We start from the raw sequence: 23128 nt of genomic DNA, 5'->3' as shown, positions 1-23128 counted from the left end.
AGGCGAGGAAGCCCCCGCCATTTTACTAGTCTTTAGGGCGGCCATGGCGAATATTCAATTTGACATGATCAAACAGCCGGTCCCATCGGGGGACCGGCTGTTTTTACGGCTCGCGGTCCAACAGCAAGACGCGCGCCGGGGCGGCGTCGGTGCCGACGAGTTTGAGAGGGGCGGCGACCATGAAATAGCGGCCTTCGGGGACGTCTTTCAGCCGCAGCCCTTCGATGACGATGACACCGGCGCCAAACAGCGTTTTATGGGTCGGGTGGCCTTCTTGCGCCCGTTCGATGCCAAGGGCGTCGATGCCGACGCCGCGGATGTGTTTGTCGGCTAGATACCGGGCCGCGTCTTCGGCGACGAAAATAAACTCAAAGTTAAATGCATCATCAAAGGAGTTTTTCGTTTTAAACAGAACGAAGTCGCCTTTTTGAATGTCAAGATGCGCGATGTCGTCTTTCGTGATCCGGTCGTTGACATCGGTTAAATCGAACAGCTTGCACGGGCCGACGAGGTCGTCCAATGGAATCGTTTCAAACGTCGCCCCGCCTTCGACCATATGAAGAGGGGCGTCAATGTGCGTGCCGGTGTGCACGTCCATGTCAATGCGCGATTCGGTCACATAGCCGTTGGTGACGGTGGTGCGCTTCGGCTGTTTTTCCGGTTTGTTTTTATACACGGGCATGCCCTCGTAAATCGGGGCCGTGACGTCATACACTTTCATCGTTCATTCGCTCCTTTGCATGAGGGATAAAGGGGCAAGCGCCCTATGTTGGTTTGGCAAAGAGGACGAGATGGGCGCAACAGGCGGGCCCATCGCGTCTTTACGAACGCGGATGCTCGATCGGCCACCAGTGGAAGCCGTCTTGTTTGAGCAGCTCGTCCGCAGCCGCCGGGCCCATGGAGCCAGCCGCGTAGTTCGGAAAGTCGGAAGCTTTTGTGTTCGCCCACACCTCAGAAATTGGGTCGACAAATTGCCATGACGCTGCCACCTCGTCCCAATGAGTGAAGTTCGTCGCATCGCCGCGCATGCAGTCGTACAACAGCTTTTCGTACGCTTCGGGCGTGTTGATGCCGTCGATGCAGTTGTTGCAATAGTCGAGTTGAAATGGAGCTGTTATGGTCGTCGATTCCCCGGTTTTTTTGCCGTTTAAATGAAGGGTGATCCCTTCGTCCGGCTGGATGTGGATGACGAGCAAGTTCGGGGCGATCGTCTCATTCGTCCGGTAATACAAGTTCATCGGTACATCTTTAAATTGGACGACGATTTTTGTCGATTTTTCCGCCATCCGTTTGCCGGTGCGGATGTAAAACGGCACGCCGGCCCAGCGGAAGTTGTCGATCAAAAGTTTTCCGGCGACGAACGTTTCCGTGTTCGAGTTCGGATCGACGTTCGGCTCTTCGCGGTACGCCGGCACGTGTTTGCCGTGGATGGTTCCGCGTCCGTATTGGCCGCGCACGAAATAGCGGTCGACTTCATCGTGCACAATCGGGCGCAAGGCGCGCAACACTTTCACTTTTTCATGGCGGATGTCATCAGTTGTTAGTTTGATCGGCGGCTCCATCGCCAACAGGGCGACCATTTGCAGCATATGGTTTTGCACCATGTCGCGCAGCGCCCCGGAATGGTCGTAGTAGCGGCCGCGGTCTTCGACACCGAGCGTTTCGCTTGATGTGATTTGAATGTTGGCGATGAACCGGTTGTTCCAAAGCGGCTCGAAAATGGCGTTTGAAAAGCGGATGACCTCGATGTTTTGCACCATTTCTTTGCCGAGGTAATGGTCGATCCGGTAAATTTCCCGCTCGGAAAAGACGCGGCGAATTTCGTCATTCAGCTTCTCGGCGCTCGCCAAGTCGTGCCCGAACGGCTTTTCGATGACGAGCCGCTTAAAGCCGCGCGTTTCCGTCAATCCTTCTGACTGCAAGCGGGACGTGACGGTGCCGAAAAATTCCGGCGCCATCGCCAAATAAAAGATGCGGTTGCCTTCGGCCGCGTATGTGCCGTCGAGCTGTTCGAGGAGCGACTTTAAGCGCTGGTACGACTCGGCTTCCGTCACGTCGAACGGATGATAGTAGAAATGGGAGGTGAATCGGCCGTCGGTGAGCTTCTGCTGAAACGCCGTTTCGACCGAGTCGCGCACATAGTTCCGGAACTCATCGGCCGACAGCGGACGGCGCGCGACGCCGACGACGGCGAACTGGTCGTTTAGGTGCCCTTTTTCATACAGGCGGTAAAGGGAAGGAAACAGTTTCCGTTTCGCCAAATCTCCCGTCGCTCCGAAAATGACGATGATCGATTTCGGGTTCATGTTGTCCACCGTATGTACCTCGCTTTAGCCAAATTTTTCTCTTCAATGAAACCATTGTAGAGGTTTGCCGGTCGGAACGCAAACACTTTGTTGCGTTCAGGAGGCAAAGCATTTTATGTTCATGAAAGAGCCGGGCGCCAACCCGGCGTTTTTGAGCGCAAAAGAAAGTTGAAAAGCGGTTTTGACATTGGTACGCTAACAACAGGCCATATTGAGCGAGAAAAAGGAGTGAAGCGCGTTGGAACTGTTGTTTTTAGGTACGGGCGCCGGCGTGCCGGCGAAAGAGCGCAATGTATCGTCCGTCGCTTTGCAGCTGCTTGACGAGCGCGGGGCGACATGGCTGTTTGACTGCGGCGAAGCGACGCAGCATCAAATTTTGCATACCGCCATTCGCCCGCGCCGCATCGAGCATATTTTCATCACCCATTTGCATGGCGATCATCTATTCGGCCTGCCTGGGCTGCTTGGCAGCCGTTCGTTTCAAAGCGGCGAAACGCCGCTTACGGTCTTCGGCCCGAAAGGCATTCGCGCGTTTGTGGAGACGGCGCTGTCCGTCAGCGGGACGCGGCTGCGGTATGAATTGAACATCGCCGAGATCGAAGAAGGAGTCATTTTTGATGATGAACGGTTTCAAGTCATCGCCAAACGGCTCGACCACGGCATGCTATCATACGGTTTCCGCGTCGTGGAAAAAGATTTGCCCGGCCCGCTCTTGGTCGATCGATTGAAAGCGCTCGGCGTCCGCCCTGGCCCGATTTATCAACAAATCAAGCAAGGGAAAACAGTCATGCTCGATGACGGCACGGTCATCGACGGGCGTGAGTTTGTCGGCCCGCCGCAAAAAGGGCGGATCGTCGCGGTGCTCGGCGACACCCGTTTTTGCGAAGCGGCGATTGAACTCGCCCGCGATGCCGATGTCGTTGTCCACGAGGCGACGTTTGCCGCGGCGGAACAGCGGCTGGCCCATGACTATTTCCATTCCACGACCACAGACGCAGCCGAGGTGGCGAGGCGGGCCGGAGCGAAGCGGCTTATTTTGACCCATATCAGCTCTCGCTATCAAGGCGAGGCGGCGCTGCGGCTCGTCGCCGAAGCGCGGAAGGTGTTTCCGAACACCGATCTCGCCGCTGATTTCGCCTCATTTTCGATTCCGCGCGGTTAAAACCGCCAGCCGCGCTCGTATTGGACGGGTGCGTCGATTTTGACGCCAAGCTCCTGCGCTGCGGCGTATGGCCAGTATGGGTTGCGCAGCAGCTCGCGCCCCAAAAAGACAAGGTCGGCGCGGCCGTTATGCACAATTTCTTCCGCCTGCCAGCCGGATGTAATGAGCCCGACGGCGCCGGTCGGCACGTCCGCTTCGCGGCGGATCAGTTCGGCAAACGGCACTTGGTAGCCCGGATAGACGTCAATGCGCGCCGGCACGACGGCGCCGGAACTGACGTCAACAAGGTCGACGCCTTGCTCTTTCATCCGTTTGGCGTATGGAACATAGTCTTTCGCTGTCAGTCCTTCCGGGTGATAGTCGGACGCTGAGATGCGCACAAACAGCGGCCCGTCCCACACCTCGCGGACAGCGTCAATCACGTCACCCAAGAAACGGTAACGGTTTTCCGGAGAGCCGCCGTACTCGTCTTGGCGCCGGTTGGAGAGCGGCGATAAAAATTCGTTAATCAGGTAGCCGTGGGCGGCATGGATTTCAATCACGTCAAAGCCGGCTTCTTTTGCCCTCCGCGCCCCGTTTTGGAACGCCTGCACCGTTTCTTCGATGTCGGCTTTCGTCATTTCTTTTGGCGTCGGCGACGAATCATCAAACGGGATGGCTGACGGAGCGATGATCTCTCCCGGCACTTGCGATTTTCTTCCGGCGTGGGCAAGCTGGATGCCGATGGCGGCTCCATGCTCTTTCACAAGCCCAACGAGTTCGCGAAGCCCGGCGATATGGTCATCGCTCCAAATGCCTAAATCGCGTTCAGAAATGCGACCTTGCGGCGTCACGCCGGTCGCCTCGACGATAATTAAACCGACTTGGCCGACGGCGCGAGCCGGATAGTGGATTTTGTGCCACGTGCGTACGGCGCCGTCTTTCGTGTCGCACGAATACATGCACATCGGCGACATGACAATTCGGTTTTTCAGCGTCAGCCCGCGGATCGTATACGGCGAAAACAATACCGTGTTCATGACAAGCAGCTCCTTTCTAAGCCAATGAGTGGTTCATGACTGATGATAGCACGCTGCCTGTCAAAAACAAAGTGAAACGGACTGTTTTGCCTGAGCCGGACGGTGGAAAAGCCGCGGCCCTGTTAACATGGTCTGTTTTGGGTAAAGATGGGCTTATGCGGTTGTGTCATGTGCGAAATTCGAGTTTCCGTTATGCGAAACCAAAAAAATCTTCCATAACCGGATGAAAAGGTTCGTTTGTTTCCTTGTTCATTGCGCCCGGTTTTGCCGAAACTTCCCCGCCCATCCGCCGTGCGGGGGCGGCGCGCTTTGGAGGTCCGTTCTTTACGCTTCCATGATGGCAGCGAGAAGCGCGCTGCCGAGCTCTTCGGAGCGGGCCGTCGCCCTTCGGATGCAGGCGATGACCGCTTCTTGGAACCGGTATTGCTCAAGCACGCCAATACCGGCTTCGGTCGTGCCGCCTGGACTTGTCACTTCGTGGCGCAAGACGGATGGATGTTTGTCGGACGCTTTTAGCATCTCGGCTGCGCCGATGATCGTTTGCAAAATGAGCCGTTTGGCGACATCTCGCTCAAGGCCGATGTCGGCTGCCGCTTTTTCCATCGCTTCGACCAAGTAATACACATACGCCGGACCGCTCCCGGACAGGCCGGTGACCGCATGCAAGTCGCGCTCCGGCACAACAGCGACGATGCCGACCGTTTCAAACAGCTGTTTGGCGATCTCAAGATGTTCTTTCGCGGCGAAGCGGCCGCCGGCGATGGCGGTCGCCGACAAACCGACGGCGGCGGATGTGTTTGGCATGGCGCGCACGACAGGGATGTTGCGCCCGGCGAGCCGTTCGATCGTTTCCGTTGTCACGCCGGCCAACAGCGAAAGAATAAGATGATCGGACCGGATGGATGGTGCGATGGCGTTCATGGCTTCGGCGACGTCTTTCGGTTTCATCGCCAAAATGATGATATCCGCTTGTTTGACGGCTTCTTGCGCGCAATCCGCCGTGCCAACACCGTATTGGCGCGCCAGTTCCTCAAGACGGGGGCGGTTTCGTCGGTTGGCGACGACAATGTGCGCCGGATGGCAAAACGCTTTCGTCATGCCGGCGATGAGCGCTTCCGCCATCGAGCCGGCGCCGATGAGCGCGATCGTTCGTTCGTTGTTCATCATTCCACTCCTCCTTGCCTTGATGTATCCATCCAAAAGAAAAAGGTTTCCCGTCCTGCAAAAGGACGGAAAACCTTCGTTTCCGCGGTACCACCTTTTTTGGCCCGATTTGGCCCAAGCGCCAAACAGGCCCAACTCTGCCCCGATAACGCCGGGGAGGCGTTTAGGTTGGCCTAACAGCTCCTAGGGTAGGTTCAACCGCAAAGAGGGCCGCAAAGCCTTCCAGCCGCGGGCTTCGCTCTCTGGTGCCGTTTGCGGTTTACTGGCCCTGTTCATCGCCTGTTTTGCCGTATCATAATTTATTTGTCATTATGCCGCGGGACGAGCACGGTTGTCAAGAGAGGAGAACGAATTTTTTTGCAATTTCGTCGTGCGGAAGAAAAAGGCATGACAAATGGATGAAATCAGTGTAAACTGTAAAATAAAATATAATGAATCATTATTCATTTTGCCTAATGAAGCGGTTCGAACGGGATGGTTCATGAACTTTGGGAAAGAAGGGAACGCAATGAACGAGGAACGAGTGTATCGGATCACGGTGCCGACGCCGTTTCCGGTCGGCGATGTGCATATGTACGTGATCGCCGGCGATCGGTTGACGCTGGTCGATGCCGGAGTGAAAACAGAGGAAGCATGGCAGCTGTTTGTGAAGCAGCTTGGCGAGGTCGGTTATGCGCCAGAGGATATTGAACAAATCGTCATTACTCACCATCATCCGGATCATGTCGGCTTGCTTGATTATTTTCCGCATGCGCCGATCATCGGCCATCCGAAAGCGGATCCGTTTTTGCGCCGCGAACGTTCGTTTATGGAGCGGTACGTCCAATTTTTTCAGGAATTTTTTACGGAATGCGGCGTTGACCGCCGCTTGTTCAGTCAGCTGTCCAAAGAAGGCGGATCGCTTCGCTACGCAAGCCGGCGCGGGCTTGACATCATGGTGACGGAAGGGGACGCGGTGCCGGGGATGCCAGGGTGGCAGGTCATCGAAACGCCGGGGCATGCGCAAAGCCATATCGCCCTCTACCGCGAGGCGGACGGATTGCTGATCGGCGGCGATCATTTGCTTGTTCATATTTCCCCGAATCCAATGATGGAGCCGCCGGCGGAAGGAGAGACGGGACGGCCGAAACCGTTGTTGCAGTACAACGAGTCGCTGCAAAAAATGCTGCAATACGATATCGTTCGCTCGCTAAACGGCCATGGCGACGATGCGACCGATATTCCGGCGCTCGTTCGCGAACGGCTGGATAAGCAGCGCCAGCGCGCCGAGCGGGTGCTCGAAATGGTGAAAGAACGCCCGCATACGGTGTTTGACGTTTGTCAAAAGCTGTTCCCAACGGCTTACGAACGCCAGCTCATGCTGACGATGTCAGAGACAATCGGCCAGCTTGATTATTTGGAAGAAAACGGGTATGTACAAAAAAGACACGAAGACGGCCATTATGTGTACGAAGCGGCGGGGGTGTCGGTGTGCGGCTGAAGGGGCGCCATGTCGTCATCACCGGAGCGTCGGGAGGAATCGGCGAGCAAATCGCCTATGAAGCGGCGCGCCAAGGGGCGGTGCCGGTGCTCTTGGCGCGCAGTGAAGAAAAGTTGAAAGCAATCAGTGCGCGCATTGAAGCGCAAACCGGCATTCGCGCCCCGTACGCGCCGCTTGATGTCAGCGACCGCGAGATGGTCGAAGCGGTATTTGCGAAGCTGTCTGCTGAACTGGGCGCTATCGATGTGCTTGTGAACAATGCCGGATTTGGCGTATTTCGCTACGTGGAAGATATCGACCTTGACGAGATGGAACGGATGTTTGCGGTCAATGTCTTCGGCTTGATCGCCTGCACGAAGGCGGTGTATCCGCATATGAAAGAACGCCGAAGCGGCCACATTCTCAATATCGCCTCGCAAGCCGGCAAAATCGCGACGCCGAAGTCGAGCGTCTATTCCGCGACGAAACATGCCGTCATCGGTTTTACTGACAGCCTTCGCCTCGAGGCGGGGCGCTTTGGCATTTTTGTCACGACCGTCAATCCGGGGCCGGTGGAGACGAACTTTTTTTCAACCGCTGATGAATCTGGCGAGTATGTGCGCAACGTGTCGCGTTGGATGCTGCGCCCGGAGGCGGTGGCGAAGCGTGTGGTCGACGTGATGATGACGCCGACGCGCGAAGTGAACATGCCGCGCTGGATGGATCTCGGCAGCCGGCTGTATCGCCTTGCGCCGAGTTTGGTGGAAAAGGTGGCGAAAGGGTCATTTTTCCAAAAGTAAGTCAAAGAAGCGGGTCCGAAAACGGTCATGTTGTTTCTTCGATCATCGGTTTTGCGTCTATGATGGAATGCGAGAGGGTGTCCCGAGCTTGTGGGACACCCTTTCACAATCGCAGCGCCGCTTTCCTTTCACATTAGAGGAGGCATTTGGCACAAACCGGGTCAAGAGCCGGCGATGAACCGGTAGACGGCGTCATGGACAAGTTCATACATGTCCGCATCTGGCTGCTTTTCTTTGGCCGCGGCAATGCGGGCGCAAAGCTTGCGCCAATCGTCTTCGTCAAGCGGCATCATGTCATCATCGCAGCCGTAATGCCGCAGACAGTTGCGCACTTGTTTTTGCAGCCAACGTTCATTCATCGATTTCACCGTCCGTTATAAAACTTAGGCAAAGACGTCCTTGCCTGTTGGCTGGGAAGAAACGGCCGTTCGTTACGATTCGCTCGATTCCGGCGACGGGGCGCGGACGACCGATTGGAATCGGCCTTTATGTGAACCGTCGCAAAACGGTTTATTGTTCGACAGCCCGCACCGACAGAGCGAAAACGTTTGTTTCGTCACAAACGGCTTTCCTTCTCCATCGAGCAGTTCCACATCGCCGGTGACGCGCAGCGAACCGTTGTCATTCACTTTGATTTGCACGTTTGCCATCGCTTGTTCCTCCTTTGCTTTGACAGTTTCGCGTGTTGGCAGGTAAAATGAAAAGGAAAATCAATAAGGAAAAAGGAGTCAGGCATGAGTGTATCGATCACGTTTACGGATGCAGCCAAACGGGCGCTTGCCTCTATTGTAGCGCAATCCGAGCGGCAGTTAAAGCTGGCGTTTGACACGGACGGCTGCGGCTGTTTGGTCGACGGCGTGCCGGCGCTATGGCTTGTCGACAAGGCCGATGACGATGATTTGGCCGTCGAAACGAATTTCGTGCCGGTGCTCGTCGAACGGTCGCGGCTCATCTTTTTTGATGAAGCGATGACGATTGACGTCAAGCCGGGAACGACCGTTTTTCAGCTCAAAAGCCTAGGGCAAACGTTGAATGGTCATATGCCGCTTGTTGAGGTGAAATCCGGCGATGAACGGTAAGTTAGAGCAGCTCGCAAAGACGGCGAAGCAAAAAACATGGGTGTCGTTCACCCATGAAAACGATCCGTACAGCTTGCTTCATTGGTCGGTCGCCGGCCCGTATCATGAGGCGAAAGACGTCTGGCTGCTGCAAAACGAAATGACGTTTGAAACGAAAGAGTTTCCGACGCTGGAGGCGGCCATTGCTTGGCTTGGCGAGCATATGCCGCACATCACCGAAGTGTTGTAAAGGGGACGCCCTGAAAGCCGGTTTGGGCCGCAGGGCGCCCCTTTTGATAAAAGCTGCATCGTCCATGTTGCGGTTATTGAGGACTGTTTTGCCGCTTGGTCGGATGGGTTGCTTTTTCCAATTCTTCTTTTGCGATCACCGGTTTGACCGTATCAGCGGACGGTTTCCCTTTTTGGGCGCGGTTTTTCGCCATCCATCATCTCTCCTTTTCTTTGTCGTGTAGTTGTATCGTTTGACAAATGAGCGATTGTTATGCAAGGGGGCGGACATGATGAAGAAGATCGGGCGAAAAAAAGAGCAAGGGACGGAGGCTTTGACGATCGCCGACCGGCTTGGCGCCGCGGTGGAAGCGAAGCTGCTTGAGAAAAAGCGCGCACTTGCCGAGGAAGAAGCGCGGAGGCGGGCGGCAGAGGAAGCGCGGCGCCGCGAGGAAGCGCGCCGCCGTGAGGAACAGAAATCGTTTGCTGAGCTGCTTGAGGAAAGCGAGCTAGACTGGCGGAAATTTAAGTAGCGGAGGGGATGGACGATGAAATCGAATGCGGTAGCGACGCGCCCCTCTTCTTTTCCATTCTGGACGGCCGGAGCAGTCGTCGCGTTGGCCGTCAATTTGCGCGCGCCGCTTACGACGGTCGGCCCGCTCGTGCCCGATTTGCAGCGGGAGCTTGGCCTTTCCTACGCGGCCGCCGGAGCGTTGACGACGATTCCGCTTATGGCGTTCGCCTTGCTGGCACCGGCGGCAGCGGCTCTCGCCCGCCGGTTCGGGATGAAGCGGACGCTCTTTTTTTCGTTGATCGTGCTGCTCGTTGGCGAGCTTCTCCGGCCGCTCTCCGGCAGTTCTTGGCTGTTTGCCGGCACGGTGCTGATCGGTGCAGCCATTGCGGTGGACAACGTCTTGATGCCGGCGCTGGTGAAAGAGTCGTTTCCCGAACGGGTTGGTTTCATGATGGGCATTTATACGGTGACGATGAACATGAGTGCGGCGTTCGCTTCCGGAATCGCTGTTCCGCTTGCCGATGGCTGGGGGCTTGGCTGGCAAGGGGCGTTTCGCTTTTGGGCATTGCTGGCGGCTTTGGCGCTTGCTGTTTGGCTGCCGCAAGCACGCCGCCGGGAGCCGGACGGGGCGCCGTCCGGAAGCCGCCGCTCAACGCTTTGGCGGTCATGGCTCGCCTGGCAAGTGACGCTGTTTATGGGATTGCAATCGTTTTTCTTTTACTGCGTCGTCACTTGGCTGCCGGAGCTTGGGCAAAGCAAGGGGTTGGCGCCCGGTGCGGCCGGATGGCTGCTCTTTTTCTTCCAGTTCGCCCAGCTCCCGATGATGTTCGTCTCTCCGATGCTCGCGGAGCGGATGGACAATCAAAAGGTGCTGATTGGTTCAGCTGTGCTTTGCATGGGGGCTGGGACGCTTGCCTTTTTCGGCGGGCAAGGGTGGTGGCTGTGGGCGGGGGCGCTTGTTGCCGGCATCGGCGCTGGCATGGCGTTTTCGCTTGCGATGATGCTGTTTACGCTGCGGACGCGCCATCCGCTCGCCGCCGCCCAATTGTCCGCCATGGCGCAATCGGTCGGCTACTTGCTGGCGGCTTCCGGTCCGCCGTTGTTCGGGGTGCTGTATGATGCGTCCGGCCGCTTCAATGCGCCGCTTGGTCTGCTTGTTGCCGTCTGCATCGCCATGATGGCCGTTGGCTTAGGGGCGGCGAGGGACCGATACGTAGATGAAAAGAAATAAAGCGGCCCGCTCGTCGCAAATGAGCGGCCGCACGTACCGAACGAGAGCCCGTATGCGGCCGTCAACGGCCGCCGGGCTCTCGATTTGTTTGCATTTTTTGGCTCGATCTATTTTTCAGCAAGGCATGTCGGCTTTCTTTCCGCTCCTTTGGTTTTTATCGATGCACGTCGTACACCGAGCGTTTCGTCGCTTGTTTCAGCCATTCGTATTCGTCGCGGCCAAGCGGCGGGGCGTAAGCGGCGGCGATGTTTTCCTCGAGCTGCCGAAGCCGGCTTGCGCCCGGGATGACAGCGGCAACAACGGGATCGTAAAGACAAAATTGCAGAGCGGTGGCGGTCAATGAGCGGTGTTTTTCGCTTTTTTCCTTCAGCTTCGGGATGAGCGCCTGCAGTTCCTCGTATGAATAATCGAGGTAGCCGTGTTGTTTCACCGCGCTGCTCGCTTGTTCAAGCGGGCGGCTGGTGAGCAAGCCTCTAGCGACCGGACCGCGGGCGATCACGCTGATGTGATGTTCGCGAAGAAGCGGGAACCATTCTTCCGGCCGACGGTCAAGCAAGCTGTATTGCATCATGACGCTGACGATGTTCGAGCGCTTCACATATTCGCGAATGACGTTTGGGCGGATCGAGGAGATGCCGTACCAACGGATGACGCCTTCTTGCTTCAGCTCTTCGAACGCTTCAATCGTCTCATCGATCGGGTCGTCGATCGTGCCGCCGTGGAGCTGGTATAAGTCAATGTAGTCCGTTTGCAGGCGGCGCAGGCTCTCTTTGACCGCTTGTTTGATATAGGCTTTTGACGGATCCCAGTCCCAGCCGCTTCCGTCTCGGCGCCAACGGTTGCCGACTTTTGTCGCGATGATGACTTGGTCGCGTTTTCCTTTCACCGCTTTGCCGACAAATTCCTCGTTTAAGCCGCGGTCGTATAAATCGGCTGTATCCAAGTAGTTGATGCCGCGCTCCAATGCTTCATGGATGAGATAGATGGCATGGTTTTCATCAGTGCCGAGCGACATGCAGCCGAGTCCAATTTCGCTGACGTATAAGTCTGATGTGCCGATGCGGCGTTTGTTCATTTTTTGCGCCCCCTTTCGCGATCGATAATGATATGTTCATTGTACAACGGAAGCGAAAAAATGGCCAAACATGTAGTACAATGGAAAAGAATCGATCCAATTTGATAGGGGAGAATGAACATGGAGCTGTATGAAAAAACAATCCGCAGAGAGAAGCTGTTCAGCGGCCGCATCATTGACTTGTATATCGAGGAAGTCGAGTTGCCAAATGGGAAAACGAGCCGGCGCGAGGTGATCAAACATCCGGGGGCGGTGGCGGTGCTGCCGCTGTTGCCGGACGGGAAAATCGTTCTTGTCCGCCAGTACCGAAAAGCGTTGGAGCGCGCATTAGTCGAGATTCCGGCGGGCAAGCTAGAACATGGGGAAGAGCCGCTCGCTTCCGCACATCGCGAGCTCGAAGAAGAAACCGGCTACCGCGCCCAATCGATGCGCCATCTCATTTCCTTTTATACATCCCCAGGGTTTGCCGATGAACTCATCCATTTGTATGTCGCCGAGGGGCTGGAAAAAGCGGAGGACGGCGCCGGTTTGGATGAAGATGAGTTTGTCGAGCTGTTGGAAGTTACATTGGAGGAGGCGCTTGAGATGCTTCAACAACGTGACATTTACGACGCGAAAACGGCATACGCCTTGCAATATTTGCAGCTGCGCCGCGCGTTGGGGGAGCAAAATGCCTGATCAAACACACGCGGGCGGCCTCGGCCGTTATTACGCTGATTTACATATTCACATCGGCCGCACCGCCTCGGGCCGCCCGGTGAAAATTACTGGGGCGCGCACGTTGACGCTTGAGAACATCTTGCATGAGGCGGCTGAGGTGAAAGGGATCGACCTCGTCGGTGTCATTGACAGCCATGTGCCCGAAGTGCTGGACGAGCTCGAGCGGGCAATGGAGAAGCACGGTTGGCGCGAACATGAGGGGGGCGGCGTCAGCGCCGGGAAGGTGACGCTTTTGTTAGGCAGTGAAATCGAAGTATATGACGACCATTGCCATGGACCGATCCACGTGCTCGTTTTTTTGCCGACTGTGCAGACGATGCGCACGTTTTCCGGCTGGCTTGGCAAACGGGTAAAGAACGTGTCGCTCAGTTCACAGCGCATTTACGTGTCCGGCCGTGAGCTGCAAGCTGCCGCGAAAGAGCAGGGCGGCTGGTTCATTCCCGCGCACGCGTTCACCCCGTTTAAAAGCTTGTACGGAAAAGGGGTCAAGCACAGCCTGACAGAAGTGTTTGACCCGGATTGGATTGATGCCATTGAACTTGGGTTAAGCGCCGACACGGCGATGGCGGACCAGATCGCCGAATTGCATCGCTACCCGTACTTGACGAATTCCGATGCCCATTCGCTGCGGAAAATCGCCCGCGAATATGAAGAAGTGCGGCTCGCCGCCCCGACGTTTGCTGAATTGGAAAAAGCGCTGCGCGGTGAAGACGGGCGCGCGATTGTCGCCAACTACGGTTTAAATCCCAAACTCGGAAAATATCACCAGACAGTGTGCGAGCGCTGTCTTGCGCCGGCTGCACCGGACGTCGACAGCTGTGCGGCATGCGGCCATCATCGCTTCGTGAAAGGCGTGTTTGACCGGCTTGCGGAGCTGAAAACGGCGGAACGCGGGCCGAAACGGCCGCCGTACATTTATCAAGTGCCGCTTGAATTCATCCCCGGCCTTGGTCCAAAAGCGTATGAAAAGCTGCTCGCCCGTTTTGGCACGGAAATGAGCGTTCTTCATGAGGCGGCGGAGGAAGAGATCGCGGAGACGGTGGGAGAAAAGTTGGCCCAACTGATCGTCCTTGCCCGCAGCGGTGCGCTCCATATCGAGGCCGGGGGCGGTGGGAGATACGGGAAAGTGCGGGAGGGGTAACCACTCGGGCAGCGCTCCTGCCGTTCATCATCATGCCGTGCGTGCTGCTTGGCCCAGCCCAGCCATGCGCCAATGGACCGAGGCGGCGTGCCGCCCGTGGAGTTGGTCACACGTCGGTGTTGAGCTGCTTTTTCATTACATCACCAGCCTTTTAGAAAAACAGTCATACCGAAAGCGGATGGACATACAATCTACTAAGAGACAAAGTAGGAGGACGAAGCACAATGAGAACCCATCCGCTGAAATCGGCTATCGCTGTCCATTGGCGTGAACATGCTTCGCTGTATGTGTTTGTCATCGTCCTGTTTCTCATGGGCGTCATTTTCGGCGCCATTGTCGTCAACAGCCTCGGTTTCAGTCAAAAGCAAGACTTGTACTATTACTTGACGCAATTTTTTGGACAAGTGTCAAAAGACAATATCGCAAGCGCCCATGATATGTTCCGGCAAAGCTATATGCACAACGTCAAATATACCGCGCTGATGTGGGTGCTTGGCATTTCTGTCATTGGCTTGCCGATCATTCTTGTTTTGCTGTTTTTCAAAGGCGTCGTCGTCGGCTTTACGGTTGGCTTTTTAGTCAACCAAATGGGTTGGCGCGGGTTTCTTTTGTCGTTTGTGTCCATCATGCCGCAAAATTTGGTGGCCATTCCACTCATGATCGTCATGGGCGTCATTTCGATTTCGTTTTCCTTGCACATGGTGCGCAACCAGTTTATGAAGCGGCCGCATGGATCGATGTTTCCGATGGTGATGCGCTACGCAGCGGCGATGGCGGCTGTCGCCCTTGGGCTGCTTCTTTCCTCAGCGGTCGAGGCATATCTTTCGCCGGCATTGATGAAACAGGCGGTTCAATGGACAATGAGTTTAATCATAATGAATATTATATAATAACCATTATCATTTCTTCATAATAGTGATTTTACTTTGATACTTCCCTCGTGCATTTGTTATAATGATGGGTGAATGGCGAGGGAGGAATGAAAAGATGGAAGATCGTGTGGAACGAATCAAGAAGCAGCTGCATTCGGCGGGTTACAAGTTAACGCCGCAGCGGGAAGCGACGGTAAGAGTCCTGCTTGAACATGAAGAAGACCATTTAAGCGCGGAAGACGTCTACCTCCTCGTGAAAGAAAAATCCCCAGAAATCGGGTTGGCGACCGTTTACCGGACGCTCGAGCTGTTAACCGAGCTGAAAATTGTCGATAAAATCAATTTCGGGGACGGGGTGTCGCGCTATGACCTCCGCAAGGAAGGAGCGGCCCATTTCCATCACCACCTCATCTGCTTGGAATGCGGATCGGTGGCGGAAATTCAAGAAGATTTGCTTGAGGATGTCGAAGCGATTGTTGAGGAGAAGTGGAAATTTAAAATTAAAGACCATCGTTTGACGTTCCACGGCATTTGTCACCGTTGCCAGCAAAAGCATGAAGAAAAATAAAAACCTTTTCCAACGGGAAAGGTTTTTTGCGTATAAACAACGAAACAAATGGCATATCCTCATACTAGCAAGCTGACAAGCAGCTGATAGGGAGGATGCCATGAAAACCGTTTGGCAAATGGTGAAAGTGTTTCTTTTATTTACGGGATGCACCATTTTATTTTATTATAGTCTTGTATGGTTTAACCGCGAGTACGAGTATTACCACCGATACGATGAGCCGAAGGGATCGGCGGTCAAAGTATCGGCGGCGGAGAGTGCGCCGCCAAGTTGGCTCGACCGGCTGTTATTTTTTTATCGCGATGGGGAGTAGAGAGCGTTGGAATACGAGTTGAAAGATTTTCTGCATTATTTGACGGTGGAGCGGAATTTGGCGCACAATACGATCGTTTCGTATGAACGCGATTTGAAAAAATACGTCCGCTATTTGCGCCAAGTCGAGCAGCTTCAGGCGTGGGGCGAAGTGGAGCGCCTCCATATTCTCCATTTTTTAAAGTTTTTAAGCGAACAAGGGCAATCGGCGCGGACGATCGCCCGCCATTTGGCGTCGATCCGTTCGTTTCATCAGTTTTTGCTAAGGGAGAAAATCGCGGCGCAAGACCCGACCGTCCATATCGAAACGCCGCAGTTTGAACGGACGCTGCCGAAAGTGCTGTCGGTCGAGGAAGTCGAGGCGCTGCTTGCAGCGCCGCAAGTGAGCACACCGTTTGGGCTGCGCGACAAGGCGATGCTGGAGCTGTTGTATGCGACCGGCATGCGCGTCAGTGAGCTTGTGCAGCTCAACTTAAGCGACGTGCATTTGACGATGGGGTTTGTCCGCTGCTATGGAAAAGGGCGGAAAGAGCGGATCGTGCCGATCGGGCGCATGGCGATTGAAGCGCTTGCCCACTATTTGGAGCGAGGGCGCCCGCAGCTTGTCAATCCGCGACGACGGGCAACGGAGGCGCTGTTTTTGAACCATTATGGCCAGCGGTTGACACGGCAAGGGTTTTGGAAAATTTTAAAGCGGCTCGCGAAAGAAGCCGGCATCGAAAAAGAATTGACGCCGCATACGCTTCGGCATTCGTTTGCGACGCATCTGCTTGAGAACGGAGCCGATTTGCGCGCTGTGCAAGAGTTGCTTGGGCATGCCGACATTTCGACGACGCAAATGTATACGCATGTTACGAAAACGCGCCTAAAAGACGTGTACAAACAGTACCACCCGCGCGCCTAGCAGTTGCCGTATGCTAGGCGCTTGCCTGTCGTTTTAGTTGTCAGACTTCTGACCAATTGGCCATAGGCGTGTTTTCGCGAAAATACGGGAACGATAGAAAGAGACTCCATTTTTCATTGCAGGCAGGGGGAATGAATGTGAAAACGACATACCGGCGCGTTTTTTTGATTGTGATGGATTCAGTCGGCATCGGCGAGGCGCCGGATGCCGAGAAATACAACGACAAAGGAGCGGATACGCTCGGCCATATCGCTGAGTATCGCGGCGGCCTCTATATGCCGAACATGGCGAAGCTCGGCCTAAGCCATATTCGTGAGATCAAAGGGGTGCCGAAAGTCGAGCGACCGCTCGCGTACTATACAAAAATGAAGGAAGCATCGGCTGGAAAAGATACGATGACAGGCCATTGGGAGCTGATGGGCCTTCGCATCGACAAGCCGTTCCGCGTCTTTCCGAACGGGTTCCCAGATGAATTGATCGCTGAGCTCGAGCGGCGCACCGGCCGGAACGTGATCGGCAACAAACCGGCGAGCGGAACAGCGATCATCGAAGAGCTTGGCGAAGAGCATATGAAAACAGGGGCGATCATCGTCTATACATCAGCCGACTCCGTCTTGCAAATCGCCGCCCATGAACAAGTTGTGCCGCTTGATGAATTGTACCGCATTTGCGAAATCGCTCGTGAATTGACGCGCGACGAGCCGTATATGGTCGGGCGCGTCATTGCCCGACCGTTCATCGGCAAACCCGGCCATTTTGAGCGAACCGCCAACCGGCACGACTATGCGCTTAAGCCGTTTGGCAAAACGGTGATGAATGAATTGAAAGACGCCGGTTATGAAGTGATTGCCATCGGGAAGATCGCCGATATTTACGACAATGAAGGAGTTACCCAGTCGTTGCGAACGACATCCAATATGGACGGAATGGATAAGCTCGTCGACACGCTCGGCATGGACTTTACCGGGTTGAGTTTCGTCAATCTCGTCGATTTTGACGCTAAATACGGCCATCGCCGCGACCCAAAAGGTTACGGCGATGCGCTCGAAGAGTTTGACGCCCGGCTCGCCGATGTGTTGCCGCGTCTGAAAGAAGACGACTTGCTGATCATCACGGCCGATCATGGCAACGACCCGGTGCATCACGGAACCGACCATACGCGCGAATATGTGCCGCTTTTGGTGTACAGCCCGCGATTTCGCGGCGGCAAGCCGCTCCCAGTCCGCGAGACGTTTGCCGATGTCGGCGCAACGATTGCGGATAACTTCCAAGTCAACCGGCCGCCGTACGGAACAAGCTTTTTGGCTGATTTGGCCTAACTTCATAAAGAACGATGAGGGGGAAAAGAATGGATCGACAAGCGATTGAAAAAACCGCCGGTCATTTGCGCCCATTGATGCCAACTCCGCCTGAAATCGGTCTCATTCTCGGCTCGGGGCTCGGCGTGCTCGCTGATGAAATCGAAGAGGCGGTTCGCATTCCGTATGAAGATATTCCCGGATTTCCAGTGTCGACCGTTGAAGGACACGCTGGACGGCTCGTATATGGGCGGCTTGAGGGGGCGACCGTTGTCGCCATGCAAGGGCGGTTTCATTATTATGAAGGGTATTCGCTTCAGGAAGTGACGTTTCCCGTCCGGGTGATGAAGGCGCTTGGCGTCCGTGAATTGATCGTGACAAACGCTGCGGGCGGCATCAACGAACGGTTCCAGCCCGGCGATTTCATGATCATTTCCGACCATATCAACTTGCTGGGCACAAATCCGCTCATTGGTCCGAACGATCCGGAGCTTGGTCCGCGCTTTCCGGACATGACGGAAGCGTACAGCCGGCGGCTGCGCGAGCTCGCCAAGGAAACGGCGGCGAGACTTGGCGTTCGCGTGCATGAAGGAGTATATGTCGCCAATACGGGGCCGTCGTACGAAACGCCGGCGGAAATCCGCATGATTCGTACGCTCGGCGGCGATGCGGTCGGCATGTCGACCGTCCCGGAAGTGATCGTCGCCCGCCACGGCGGCATTGAGGTGCTCGGCATTTCGTGCATTTCGAATATGGCTGCAGGGATGTCGGATGCTCCGCTTCACCACGACGAAGTGGTTGAAACGGCCGAGCGGGTGAAGACGGACTTTTTGCGGTTTGTGAAAGCGATTGTCGCCGAAATGGCGAAATCAAAACGAAAAAGGTGATCGCGATGCGAATGGTCGATTTGATTGCGAAAAAGCGCGACGGAAAGGCGCTGACGAAGGAAGAAATTGAGTGGATCGTCCGAGGGTATACAAACGGGGACATTCCCGATTACCAAATGAGCGCGCTCGCGATGGCGATTTATTTCCGCGGCATGACCGAGGAAGAAACGGCCGCGCTGACGATGTCGATGGTGCACTCCGGCGAAATGCTCGATTTGTCGAGTATTCGCGGCGTGAAAGTCGATAAACATTCGACCGGCGGGGTCGGCGATACGACGACGCTCGTTTTAGGGCCGCTTGTCGCTTCTGTCGGCGTGCCGGTGGCGAAAATGTCTGGGCGCGGCCTCGGCCATACGGGCGGCACGATCGACAAACTCGAGTCCGTGCCCGGGTTTCATGTCGAGATCAGCAAAGACGAGTTCATTCGACTCGTGAATGAAAACGGAATCGCCATTATCGGCCAAACGGGCGATTTGACACCGGCTGACAAAAAGCTATATGCGCTTCGCGATGTGACGGCGACCGTCAACAGCATTCCGCTCATCGCCTCGTCGATCATGAGCAAAAAAATCGCCGCTGGGGCTGATGCCATCGTCTTGGATGTGAAAACGGGCGCCGGAGCGTTTATGAAGAAACTTGACGAGGCGCGCCGGCTCGCTCGAGCGATGGTCGACATTGGCAAGCGCGTCGGCCGCCGGACGATGGCGGTCATTTCTGACATGAGCCAGCCGCTCGGCTATGCCGTCGGCAACGCCTTGGAAGTGAAAGAGGCCATCGAAACGTTAAAAGGAAACGGGCCGCACGATTTAACCGAACTTTGTTTGACGCTCGGCAGCCATATGGTCTATTTGGCGGAGAAGGCGCCATCGCTTGATGAGGCGCGCCGTTTGCTTGAAGAGGCGATTCGCAGCGGGGCCGCCATCGCGGCGTTCAAAACGTTTTTGGCCGCTCAAGGTGGAGATGCATCGGTCGTCGACGATCTGGATCAATTGCCAAAGGCGGCCTATACGTCGACCGTCACGGCGGCTGCCGACGGCTATGTCGCCGAGATGGCCGCCGATGACATCGGCACGGCCGCCATGTGGCTCGGCGCCGGCCGGGCGAAAAAAGAAGACATGATCGATTTGGCGGTCGGCATTGTGCTCCATAAAAAAATCGGCGATCGCGTGCAGAAAGGGGAAGCGCTCGCCACGATTCACAGCAACCGGCCAGATGTGCTTGACGTGAAAGAAAAGATCGAGGCGGCTATTCGTCTGTCGCCGCAGCCGGTTGCTCGGCCGCCGCTCATTTATGAGACCATCGTATAGAGAGGGACGCTGGCGATCCGCAAGGAAAAAAGCAGTTGTTCAAGTAGAAGACGCCTGAAACGCGTGTTTCGGGCGTTTTTTTTGTTTTTTGGAAAATGAGCTGTTTTTTGTATAAAAATATCTCGCCTGGAAAAAATGGCATGTATAAAGAATGGAGGTTTGGGAGATGAAAACGAAAGTCACTCGTCTTCTTTTATTGCCGTTTCTTCTTTTTCTTCCTCTTTCTGCCCATGCCGAGGCGAAAGAGATGAAGGAGGCGAAAGTGAAGCTGGCCGATGAGGCGAAATCAGCCATTTTGATTGAACGCGACACCGGCAAAGTATTGTATGAAAAAAATGCCCATGAACCATTGCCGCCGGCGAGCATGACGAAAATTATGACGATGCTGCTAGTCATGGAAGCCATCGATGAAGGAAAGCTGTCCTACGATGAAAAAGTGCGGGCGAGCGAATACGCTGCGTCAATGGGTGGATCGCAAATTTTCCTCGAGCCGGGCGAGGAAATGACCGTCGATGAGCTGCTGCGCGGCATTGCCATCGGTTCGGCCAACGACGCGTCGGTCGCTATGGCTGAGCAGATCGCCGGGTCGGAAGAAGCATTTGTCGAGATGATGAATGAAAAAGCGAAACAGCTTGGCTTAAAAAACACCCATTTCGCCAATGCGACCGGCCTGCCGGCGGAACATCACTACAGCAGCGCTTATGATATGGCCATGATGGCGCGCGAACTGTTGAAATATGAAGATATTACCAAATATACGAGCAAATACGAAGACTATTTGCGCGAAAATACGGACAAAAAGTTTTGGCTCGTCAATACGAACCGGCTTGTCAAATTTTATCCGGGCGTTGACGGCCTGAAAACCGGATATACAGCCGAAGCGAAATATTGTTTGACCGCCACGGCGAAAAAGAACGGCATGCGCGTCATCGCTGTTGTGTTTGGAGCGCCGACGCCGAAATCGCGCAATGCGCAAATTACGAAGATGCTCGATTACGCGTTTTCCCAATATCGAACTCACCCGGTGTACAAACGGAATGAAACTGTCGCCCGCGTCAACATAAGCAAAGGCAAACGGTCATCCGTCGAAGCGGTGACGTCGGAGCCGGTGTCGGTGCTGACGAAAAAAGGGCAGTCGGTCGAGCAGATCGAAAAAGTGATTAAAGTGAAAGACAATGTGAAAGCACCCGTTCGCAAAGGCGATGAGCTTGGCGTCCTCATTTTAAAACAGGATGGAAAAGAAATTTTGCACAGCCCGATCGTCGCCAAGCAAACGGTCGAAGAAGCGAGCTTTTGGGACTTGTTTAAGCGGGTGTTTGGCCGCTTCGTGCAAGCGGGATAATGTCAAGTTTTGCGGTCTTTTCGCTCTCTTTGGCGAACGACCACTAGTTTTGTCGGGCGGCAGGATTTCGGGCGGACAGCAGCGAAATGTCTCCATATCCTGAAATGGACAAGGGGGAACACGCTGTGAGTCTCGCGATCGACTTGGAAGTGAAGCAAGACGTGCTCATCGTTCGCCTGTCTGGGGAGCTTGACCATCATACAGCCGAAGAATTGCGTGAACAAGTGACGGATGTGCTCGAAAACCGAGCGATCCGCCACATCGTGCTCAATTTAGGACAATTGACGTTCATGGACAGCTCTGGCCTCGGCGTCATTCTCGGACGCTATAAACAAATCAAAAACGTCGGCGGGCAGATGGTTGTATGCGCCGTATCGCCGGCCGTCAAACGGCTGTTTGACATGTCGGGTCTGTTTAAAATCATCCGCGTTGAGGCGGATGAGCAATTCGCCTTGCAAGCATTGGGGGTGGCGTAAATGCGCAACGAAATGCACCTCCAATTTTCTGCCCGCAGCGAAAATGAATCGTTCGCCCGTGTGACCGTGGCGGCGTTCGTCGCCCAGCTTGACCCGACGATGGACGAACTGACGGAAATTAAAACGGTTGTCTCTGAGGCGGTGACAAACGCGATCATTCACGGCTACAACAACGATCCGAACGGCATCGTCTCCATTTCGGTCATCATTGAAGACGGTGTCGTCCATTTGACGGTGAGAGACGAAGGAGTCGGCATTCCTGACATCGAAGAAGCGCGCCAGCCGTTGTTTACGACAAAGCCCGAGCTCGAGCGGTCAGGGATGGGCTTTACCATTATGGAAAACTTCATGGACGAAGTCATCGTTGAGTCGGAAGTGAACAAAGGGACGACTGTGTATTTGAAAAAGCATATTGCGAAAAGCAAAGCGTTATGTAACTGAGGGAGACATGCCTATGGATGTCGATGTCAAGCAAGATCAGTCGCCAATCAAAGATCAGGAGATGAAAGAGCTGATCCGCCGCAGCCAAGAAGGCGATCAAGAAGCGCGTGATGAAATTATTGAAAAAAACATGCGCCTCGTCTGGTCGGTCGTTCAACGTTTTTTAAACCGCGGCTATGAAGCGGACGACTTGTTTCAAATCGGCTGCATCGGCTTGTTAAAGTCGGTCGACAAGTTTGACCTGTCGTATGACGTCAAGTTTTCGACGTACGCCGTGCCGATGATCATTGGGGAGATTCAGCGGTTTCTTCGCGACGACGGCACCGTCAAAGTGAGCCGTTCGCTGAAAGAGATGGGCAACAAAATCCGCAAGGCGAAAGATGAGCTGTCGAAAACGCGCGGGCGGGCGCCGACGGTTACGGAAATCGCCGACCATTTAGGCATTTCGCCAGAAGACGTCGTTCTGGCTCAAGAGGCGGTCCGCTCGCCGACATCGATTCACGAAACGGTGTACGAAAACGACGGCGATCCGATTACGTTGCTTGATCAAATTGCTGACGCCGACGAGGCGTCATGGTTTGACAAAATCGCCTTAAAAAAAGCGATCGAAGAACTCGACGAGCGTGAGAGGCTGATCGTCTATTTGCGCTATTACAAAGACCAAACCCAGTCCGAAGTGGCATCGAGGCTCGGCATCTCTCAAGTGCAAGTATCCCGGCTGGAAAAGAAAATATTACAGCACATAAAGGACAAAATGGACGGATAGTCCATTTTGTCCGCACAGGTGTGTTCAAAATCGACGGATGTCAATTCATCGGCGGTGAACGTGTGAGTAAAATATTTG

The 23128-nt window shown here is 54.9% G+C and carries 27 protein-coding genes; 20 read left to right on the top strand and 7 right to left on the bottom strand.

The features are described from left to right. Window positions 1-103: 103 nt before the first annotated feature. Complete coding sequence (locus DI44_RS05340; protein ID WP_033025800.1) at window positions 104-721, bottom strand: cyclase family protein; 618 nt, start codon at window positions 719-721, stop codon at window positions 104-106. 100 nt (window positions 722-821) lie between these two features. After that, a complete protein-coding gene (gene zwf, locus DI44_RS05345; RefSeq protein WP_033025799.1) occupies window positions 822-2315 on the bottom strand; it encodes a glucose-6-phosphate dehydrogenase in 1494 nt (497 codons plus the stop codon). A 229-nt stretch (window positions 2316-2544) separates the two neighbouring features. Here zwf and rnz point away from each other — a divergent pair, with 229 nt between their 5' ends. Next, window positions 2545-3468, top strand: coding sequence for a ribonuclease Z (gene rnz, locus DI44_RS05350; protein WP_033025798.1), 924 nt, complete (start codon window positions 2545-2547; stop codon window positions 3466-3468). Here rnz and namA read toward each other — a convergent pair. Both namA and proI read right to left on the bottom strand, forming a co-directional pair. After that, window positions 3465-4487 (bottom strand): NADPH dehydrogenase NamA, encoded by a 1023-nt coding sequence (namA, locus tag DI44_RS05355; protein ID WP_033025797.1) that lies wholly within the window; start codon window positions 4485-4487, stop codon window positions 3465-3467. The genes rnz and namA overlap by 4 nt on opposite strands. 324 nt (window positions 4488-4811) lie before the next feature. Further along, window positions 4812-5651, bottom strand: coding sequence for a pyrroline-5-carboxylate reductase ProI (proI, locus tag DI44_RS05360; RefSeq protein ID WP_033025820.1), 840 nt, complete (start codon window positions 5649-5651; stop codon window positions 4812-4814). Window positions 5652-6159: 508 nt separating this feature from the next. Here proI and DI44_RS05365 point away from each other — a divergent pair. After that, complete coding sequence (locus tag DI44_RS05365) at window positions 6160-7131, top strand: MBL fold metallo-hydrolase (protein ID WP_033025819.1); 972 nt, start codon at window positions 6160-6162, stop codon at window positions 7129-7131. Further along, complete coding sequence (locus DI44_RS05370) at window positions 7122-7910, top strand: SDR family oxidoreductase (protein WP_033025796.1); 789 nt, start codon at window positions 7122-7124, stop codon at window positions 7908-7910. Before DI44_RS05365 ends, DI44_RS05370 begins: the two co-directional genes overlap by 10 nt. Before the next feature lie 161 nt (window positions 7911-8071). On the opposite strand, the gene DI44_RS05375 is transcribed toward DI44_RS05370, so the two are convergent. Then, on the bottom strand, window positions 8072-8269 hold the full coding sequence (locus DI44_RS05375; protein WP_033025794.1) for a YqzH family protein: 198 nt from the start codon (window positions 8267-8269) through the stop codon (window positions 8072-8074). A gap of 72 nt (window positions 8270-8341) precedes the next feature. After that, window positions 8342-8560: a CDGSH iron-sulfur domain-containing protein gene (locus tag DI44_RS05380; protein ID WP_012820666.1), complete on the bottom strand. Its 219-nt coding sequence runs from the start codon at window positions 8558-8560 to the stop codon at window positions 8342-8344. 84 nt (window positions 8561-8644) lie between these two features. Between DI44_RS05380 and DI44_RS05385 the strand changes: the two genes are divergently transcribed. The 4 genes from DI44_RS05385 to DI44_RS05400 all read left to right on the top strand — a co-directional run bounded on the left by DI44_RS05385 (window position 8645) and on the right by DI44_RS05400 (window position 10941). Further along, window positions 8645-8989 (top strand): iron-sulfur cluster biosynthesis family protein, encoded by a 345-nt coding sequence (locus DI44_RS05385; RefSeq protein ID WP_033009049.1) that lies wholly within the window; start codon window positions 8645-8647, stop codon window positions 8987-8989. After that, window positions 8979-9218, top strand: a complete 240-nt coding sequence (locus DI44_RS05390; protein WP_033009050.1) for a YqkC family protein — start codon at window positions 8979-8981, stop codon at window positions 9216-9218. Before DI44_RS05385 ends, DI44_RS05390 begins: the two co-directional genes overlap by 11 nt. Window positions 9219-9489: 271 nt before the next feature. Continuing rightward, the gene (locus DI44_RS05395; RefSeq protein ID WP_227412602.1) at window positions 9490-9729 is read left to right on the top strand and encodes a YqkE family protein; all 240 of its coding nucleotides are present in this window, start codon (window positions 9490-9492) and stop codon (window positions 9727-9729) included. A 15-nt stretch (window positions 9730-9744) separates the two neighbouring features. Further along, window positions 9745-10941 (top strand): MFS transporter, encoded by a 1197-nt coding sequence (locus DI44_RS05400; RefSeq protein ID WP_033025792.1) that lies wholly within the window; start codon window positions 9745-9747, stop codon window positions 10939-10941. 154 nt (window positions 10942-11095) lie between these two features. Here DI44_RS05400 and DI44_RS05405 read toward each other — a convergent pair whose 3' ends face one another. Next, window positions 11096-12016: an aldo/keto reductase gene (locus DI44_RS05405; protein ID WP_033025791.1), complete on the bottom strand. Its 921-nt coding sequence runs from the start codon at window positions 12014-12016 to the stop codon at window positions 11096-11098. A 120-nt stretch (window positions 12017-12136) separates the two neighbouring features. On the opposite strand from DI44_RS05405, the gene DI44_RS05410 reads away from it, so the two are divergent. The 13 genes from DI44_RS05410 (at window position 12137) to sigF (ending at window position 23050) form a co-directional block, all read left to right on the top strand. Then, on the top strand, window positions 12137-12694 hold the full coding sequence (locus tag DI44_RS05410; protein WP_033025789.1) for an NUDIX hydrolase: 558 nt from the start codon (window positions 12137-12139) through the stop codon (window positions 12692-12694). Next, window positions 12687-13877 (top strand): endonuclease Q family protein, encoded by a 1191-nt coding sequence (locus DI44_RS05415; protein ID WP_033025788.1) that lies wholly within the window; start codon window positions 12687-12689, stop codon window positions 13875-13877. Before DI44_RS05410 ends, DI44_RS05415 begins: the two co-directional genes overlap by 8 nt. A 224-nt stretch (window positions 13878-14101) precedes the next feature. Continuing rightward, window positions 14102-14767, top strand: coding sequence for a stage II sporulation protein M (gene spoIIM, locus DI44_RS05420; protein ID WP_013144830.1), 666 nt, complete (start codon window positions 14102-14104; stop codon window positions 14765-14767). Between the two features lie 97 nt (window positions 14768-14864). After that, window positions 14865-15317 (top strand): Fur family transcriptional regulator, encoded by a 453-nt coding sequence (locus DI44_RS05425; RefSeq protein ID WP_011231799.1) that lies wholly within the window; start codon window positions 14865-14867, stop codon window positions 15315-15317. A gap of 100 nt (window positions 15318-15417) precedes the next feature. Further along, window positions 15418-15630 carry a YqzK family protein gene (locus tag DI44_RS05430; protein WP_011231798.1) on the top strand — a complete coding sequence of 71 codons (213 nt, stop codon included), beginning with the start codon at window positions 15418-15420 and terminating at the stop codon, window positions 15628-15630. A gap of 6 nt (window positions 15631-15636) precedes the next feature. Beyond that, window positions 15637-16533: a site-specific tyrosine recombinase XerD gene (xerD, locus tag DI44_RS05435; RefSeq protein ID WP_011231797.1), complete on the top strand. Its 897-nt coding sequence runs from the start codon at window positions 15637-15639 to the stop codon at window positions 16531-16533. A 131-nt stretch (window positions 16534-16664) separates the two neighbouring features. Beyond that, window positions 16665-17852 (top strand): phosphopentomutase, encoded by a 1188-nt coding sequence (gene deoB, locus DI44_RS05440; protein ID WP_011231796.1) that lies wholly within the window; start codon window positions 16665-16667, stop codon window positions 17850-17852. A 29-nt stretch (window positions 17853-17881) separates the two neighbouring features. Next, entirely contained in the window at window positions 17882-18718 is an 837-nt protein-coding gene (locus tag DI44_RS05445) for a purine-nucleoside phosphorylase (protein ID WP_011231795.1), read from the top strand. A gap of 5 nt (window positions 18719-18723) precedes the next feature. After that, on the top strand, window positions 18724-20025 hold the full coding sequence (locus DI44_RS05450) for a pyrimidine-nucleoside phosphorylase (RefSeq protein ID WP_033025787.1): 1302 nt from the start codon (window positions 18724-18726) through the stop codon (window positions 20023-20025). Between the two features lie 166 nt (window positions 20026-20191). Further along, complete coding sequence (locus DI44_RS05455; protein WP_011231793.1) at window positions 20192-21367, top strand: D-alanyl-D-alanine carboxypeptidase family protein; 1176 nt, start codon at window positions 20192-20194, stop codon at window positions 21365-21367. Between the two features lie 125 nt (window positions 21368-21492). Continuing rightward, window positions 21493-21843, top strand: coding sequence for an anti-sigma F factor antagonist (spoIIAA, locus tag DI44_RS05460; RefSeq protein ID WP_011231792.1), 351 nt, complete (start codon window positions 21493-21495; stop codon window positions 21841-21843). Continuing rightward, window positions 21844-22284, top strand: a complete 441-nt coding sequence (gene spoIIAB / locus DI44_RS05465; RefSeq protein WP_011231791.1) for an anti-sigma F factor — start codon at window positions 21844-21846, stop codon at window positions 22282-22284. 13 nt (window positions 22285-22297) lie between these two features. Further along, entirely contained in the window at window positions 22298-23050 is a 753-nt protein-coding gene (sigF, locus tag DI44_RS05470; RefSeq protein WP_011231790.1) for an RNA polymerase sporulation sigma factor SigF, read from the top strand. The last annotated feature ends 78 nt before the right edge of the window (window positions 23051-23128 follow it).

The organism is Geobacillus sp. CAMR5420 (assembly GCF_000691465.1).
Classification (GTDB): Bacteria; Bacillota; Bacilli; order Bacillales; family Anoxybacillaceae; genus Geobacillus; species Geobacillus thermoleovorans.
Note: the sequence above shows the minus strand (reverse complement) of the source record. Positions and strands in the feature narration are given on the sequence as shown.

Coding starts and splice junctions, on each gene's coding strand:
- DI44_RS05340 (WP_033025800.1), bottom strand. CDS start 721: ATGAAAGTGTATGACGTCACGGCCCCGATTTACGAGGGCATGCCCGTG.
- namA (WP_033025797.1), bottom strand. CDS start 4,487: ATGAACACGGTATTGTTTTCGCCGTATACGATCCGCGGGCTGACGCTG.
- proI (WP_033025820.1), bottom strand. CDS start 5,651: ATGAACAACGAACGAACGATCGCGCTCATCGGCGCCGGCTCGATGGCG.
- DI44_RS05365 (WP_033025819.1), top strand. CDS start 6,160: ATGAACGAGGAACGAGTGTATCGGATCACGGTGCCGACGCCGTTTCCG.
- DI44_RS05375 (WP_033025794.1), bottom strand. CDS start 8,269: ATGAATGAACGTTGGCTGCAAAAACAAGTGCGCAACTGTCTGCGGCAT.
- DI44_RS05380 (WP_012820666.1), bottom strand. CDS start 8,560: ATGGCAAACGTGCAAATCAAAGTGAATGACAACGGTTCGCTGCGCGTC.
- DI44_RS05385 (WP_033009049.1), top strand. CDS start 8,645: ATGAGTGTATCGATCACGTTTACGGATGCAGCCAAACGGGCGCTTGCC.
- DI44_RS05390 (WP_033009050.1), top strand. CDS start 8,979: ATGAACGGTAAGTTAGAGCAGCTCGCAAAGACGGCGAAGCAAAAAACA.
- DI44_RS05395 (WP_227412602.1), top strand. CDS start 9,490: ATGAAGAAGATCGGGCGAAAAAAAGAGCAAGGGACGGAGGCTTTGACG.
- DI44_RS05400 (WP_033025792.1), top strand. CDS start 9,745: ATGAAATCGAATGCGGTAGCGACGCGCCCCTCTTCTTTTCCATTCTGG.
- DI44_RS05405 (WP_033025791.1), bottom strand. CDS start 12,016: ATGAACAAACGCCGCATCGGCACATCAGACTTATACGTCAGCGAAATT.
- DI44_RS05410 (WP_033025789.1), top strand. CDS start 12,137: ATGGAGCTGTATGAAAAAACAATCCGCAGAGAGAAGCTGTTCAGCGGC.
- DI44_RS05415 (WP_033025788.1), top strand. CDS start 12,687: ATGCCTGATCAAACACACGCGGGCGGCCTCGGCCGTTATTACGCTGAT.
- spoIIM (WP_013144830.1), top strand. CDS start 14,102: ATGAGAACCCATCCGCTGAAATCGGCTATCGCTGTCCATTGGCGTGAA.
- DI44_RS05425 (WP_011231799.1), top strand. CDS start 14,865: ATGGAAGATCGTGTGGAACGAATCAAGAAGCAGCTGCATTCGGCGGGT.
- DI44_RS05430 (WP_011231798.1), top strand. CDS start 15,418: ATGAAAACCGTTTGGCAAATGGTGAAAGTGTTTCTTTTATTTACGGGA.
- deoB (WP_011231796.1), top strand. CDS start 16,665: ATGAATGTGAAAACGACATACCGGCGCGTTTTTTTGATTGTGATGGAT.
- DI44_RS05445 (WP_011231795.1), top strand. CDS start 17,882: ATGGATCGACAAGCGATTGAAAAAACCGCCGGTCATTTGCGCCCATTG.
- DI44_RS05450 (WP_033025787.1), top strand. CDS start 18,724: ATGCGAATGGTCGATTTGATTGCGAAAAAGCGCGACGGAAAGGCGCTG.
- DI44_RS05455 (WP_011231793.1), top strand. CDS start 20,192: ATGAAAACGAAAGTCACTCGTCTTCTTTTATTGCCGTTTCTTCTTTTT.
- spoIIAB (WP_011231791.1), top strand. CDS start 21,844: ATGCGCAACGAAATGCACCTCCAATTTTCTGCCCGCAGCGAAAATGAA.
- sigF (WP_011231790.1), top strand. CDS start 22,298: ATGGATGTCGATGTCAAGCAAGATCAGTCGCCAATCAAAGATCAGGAG.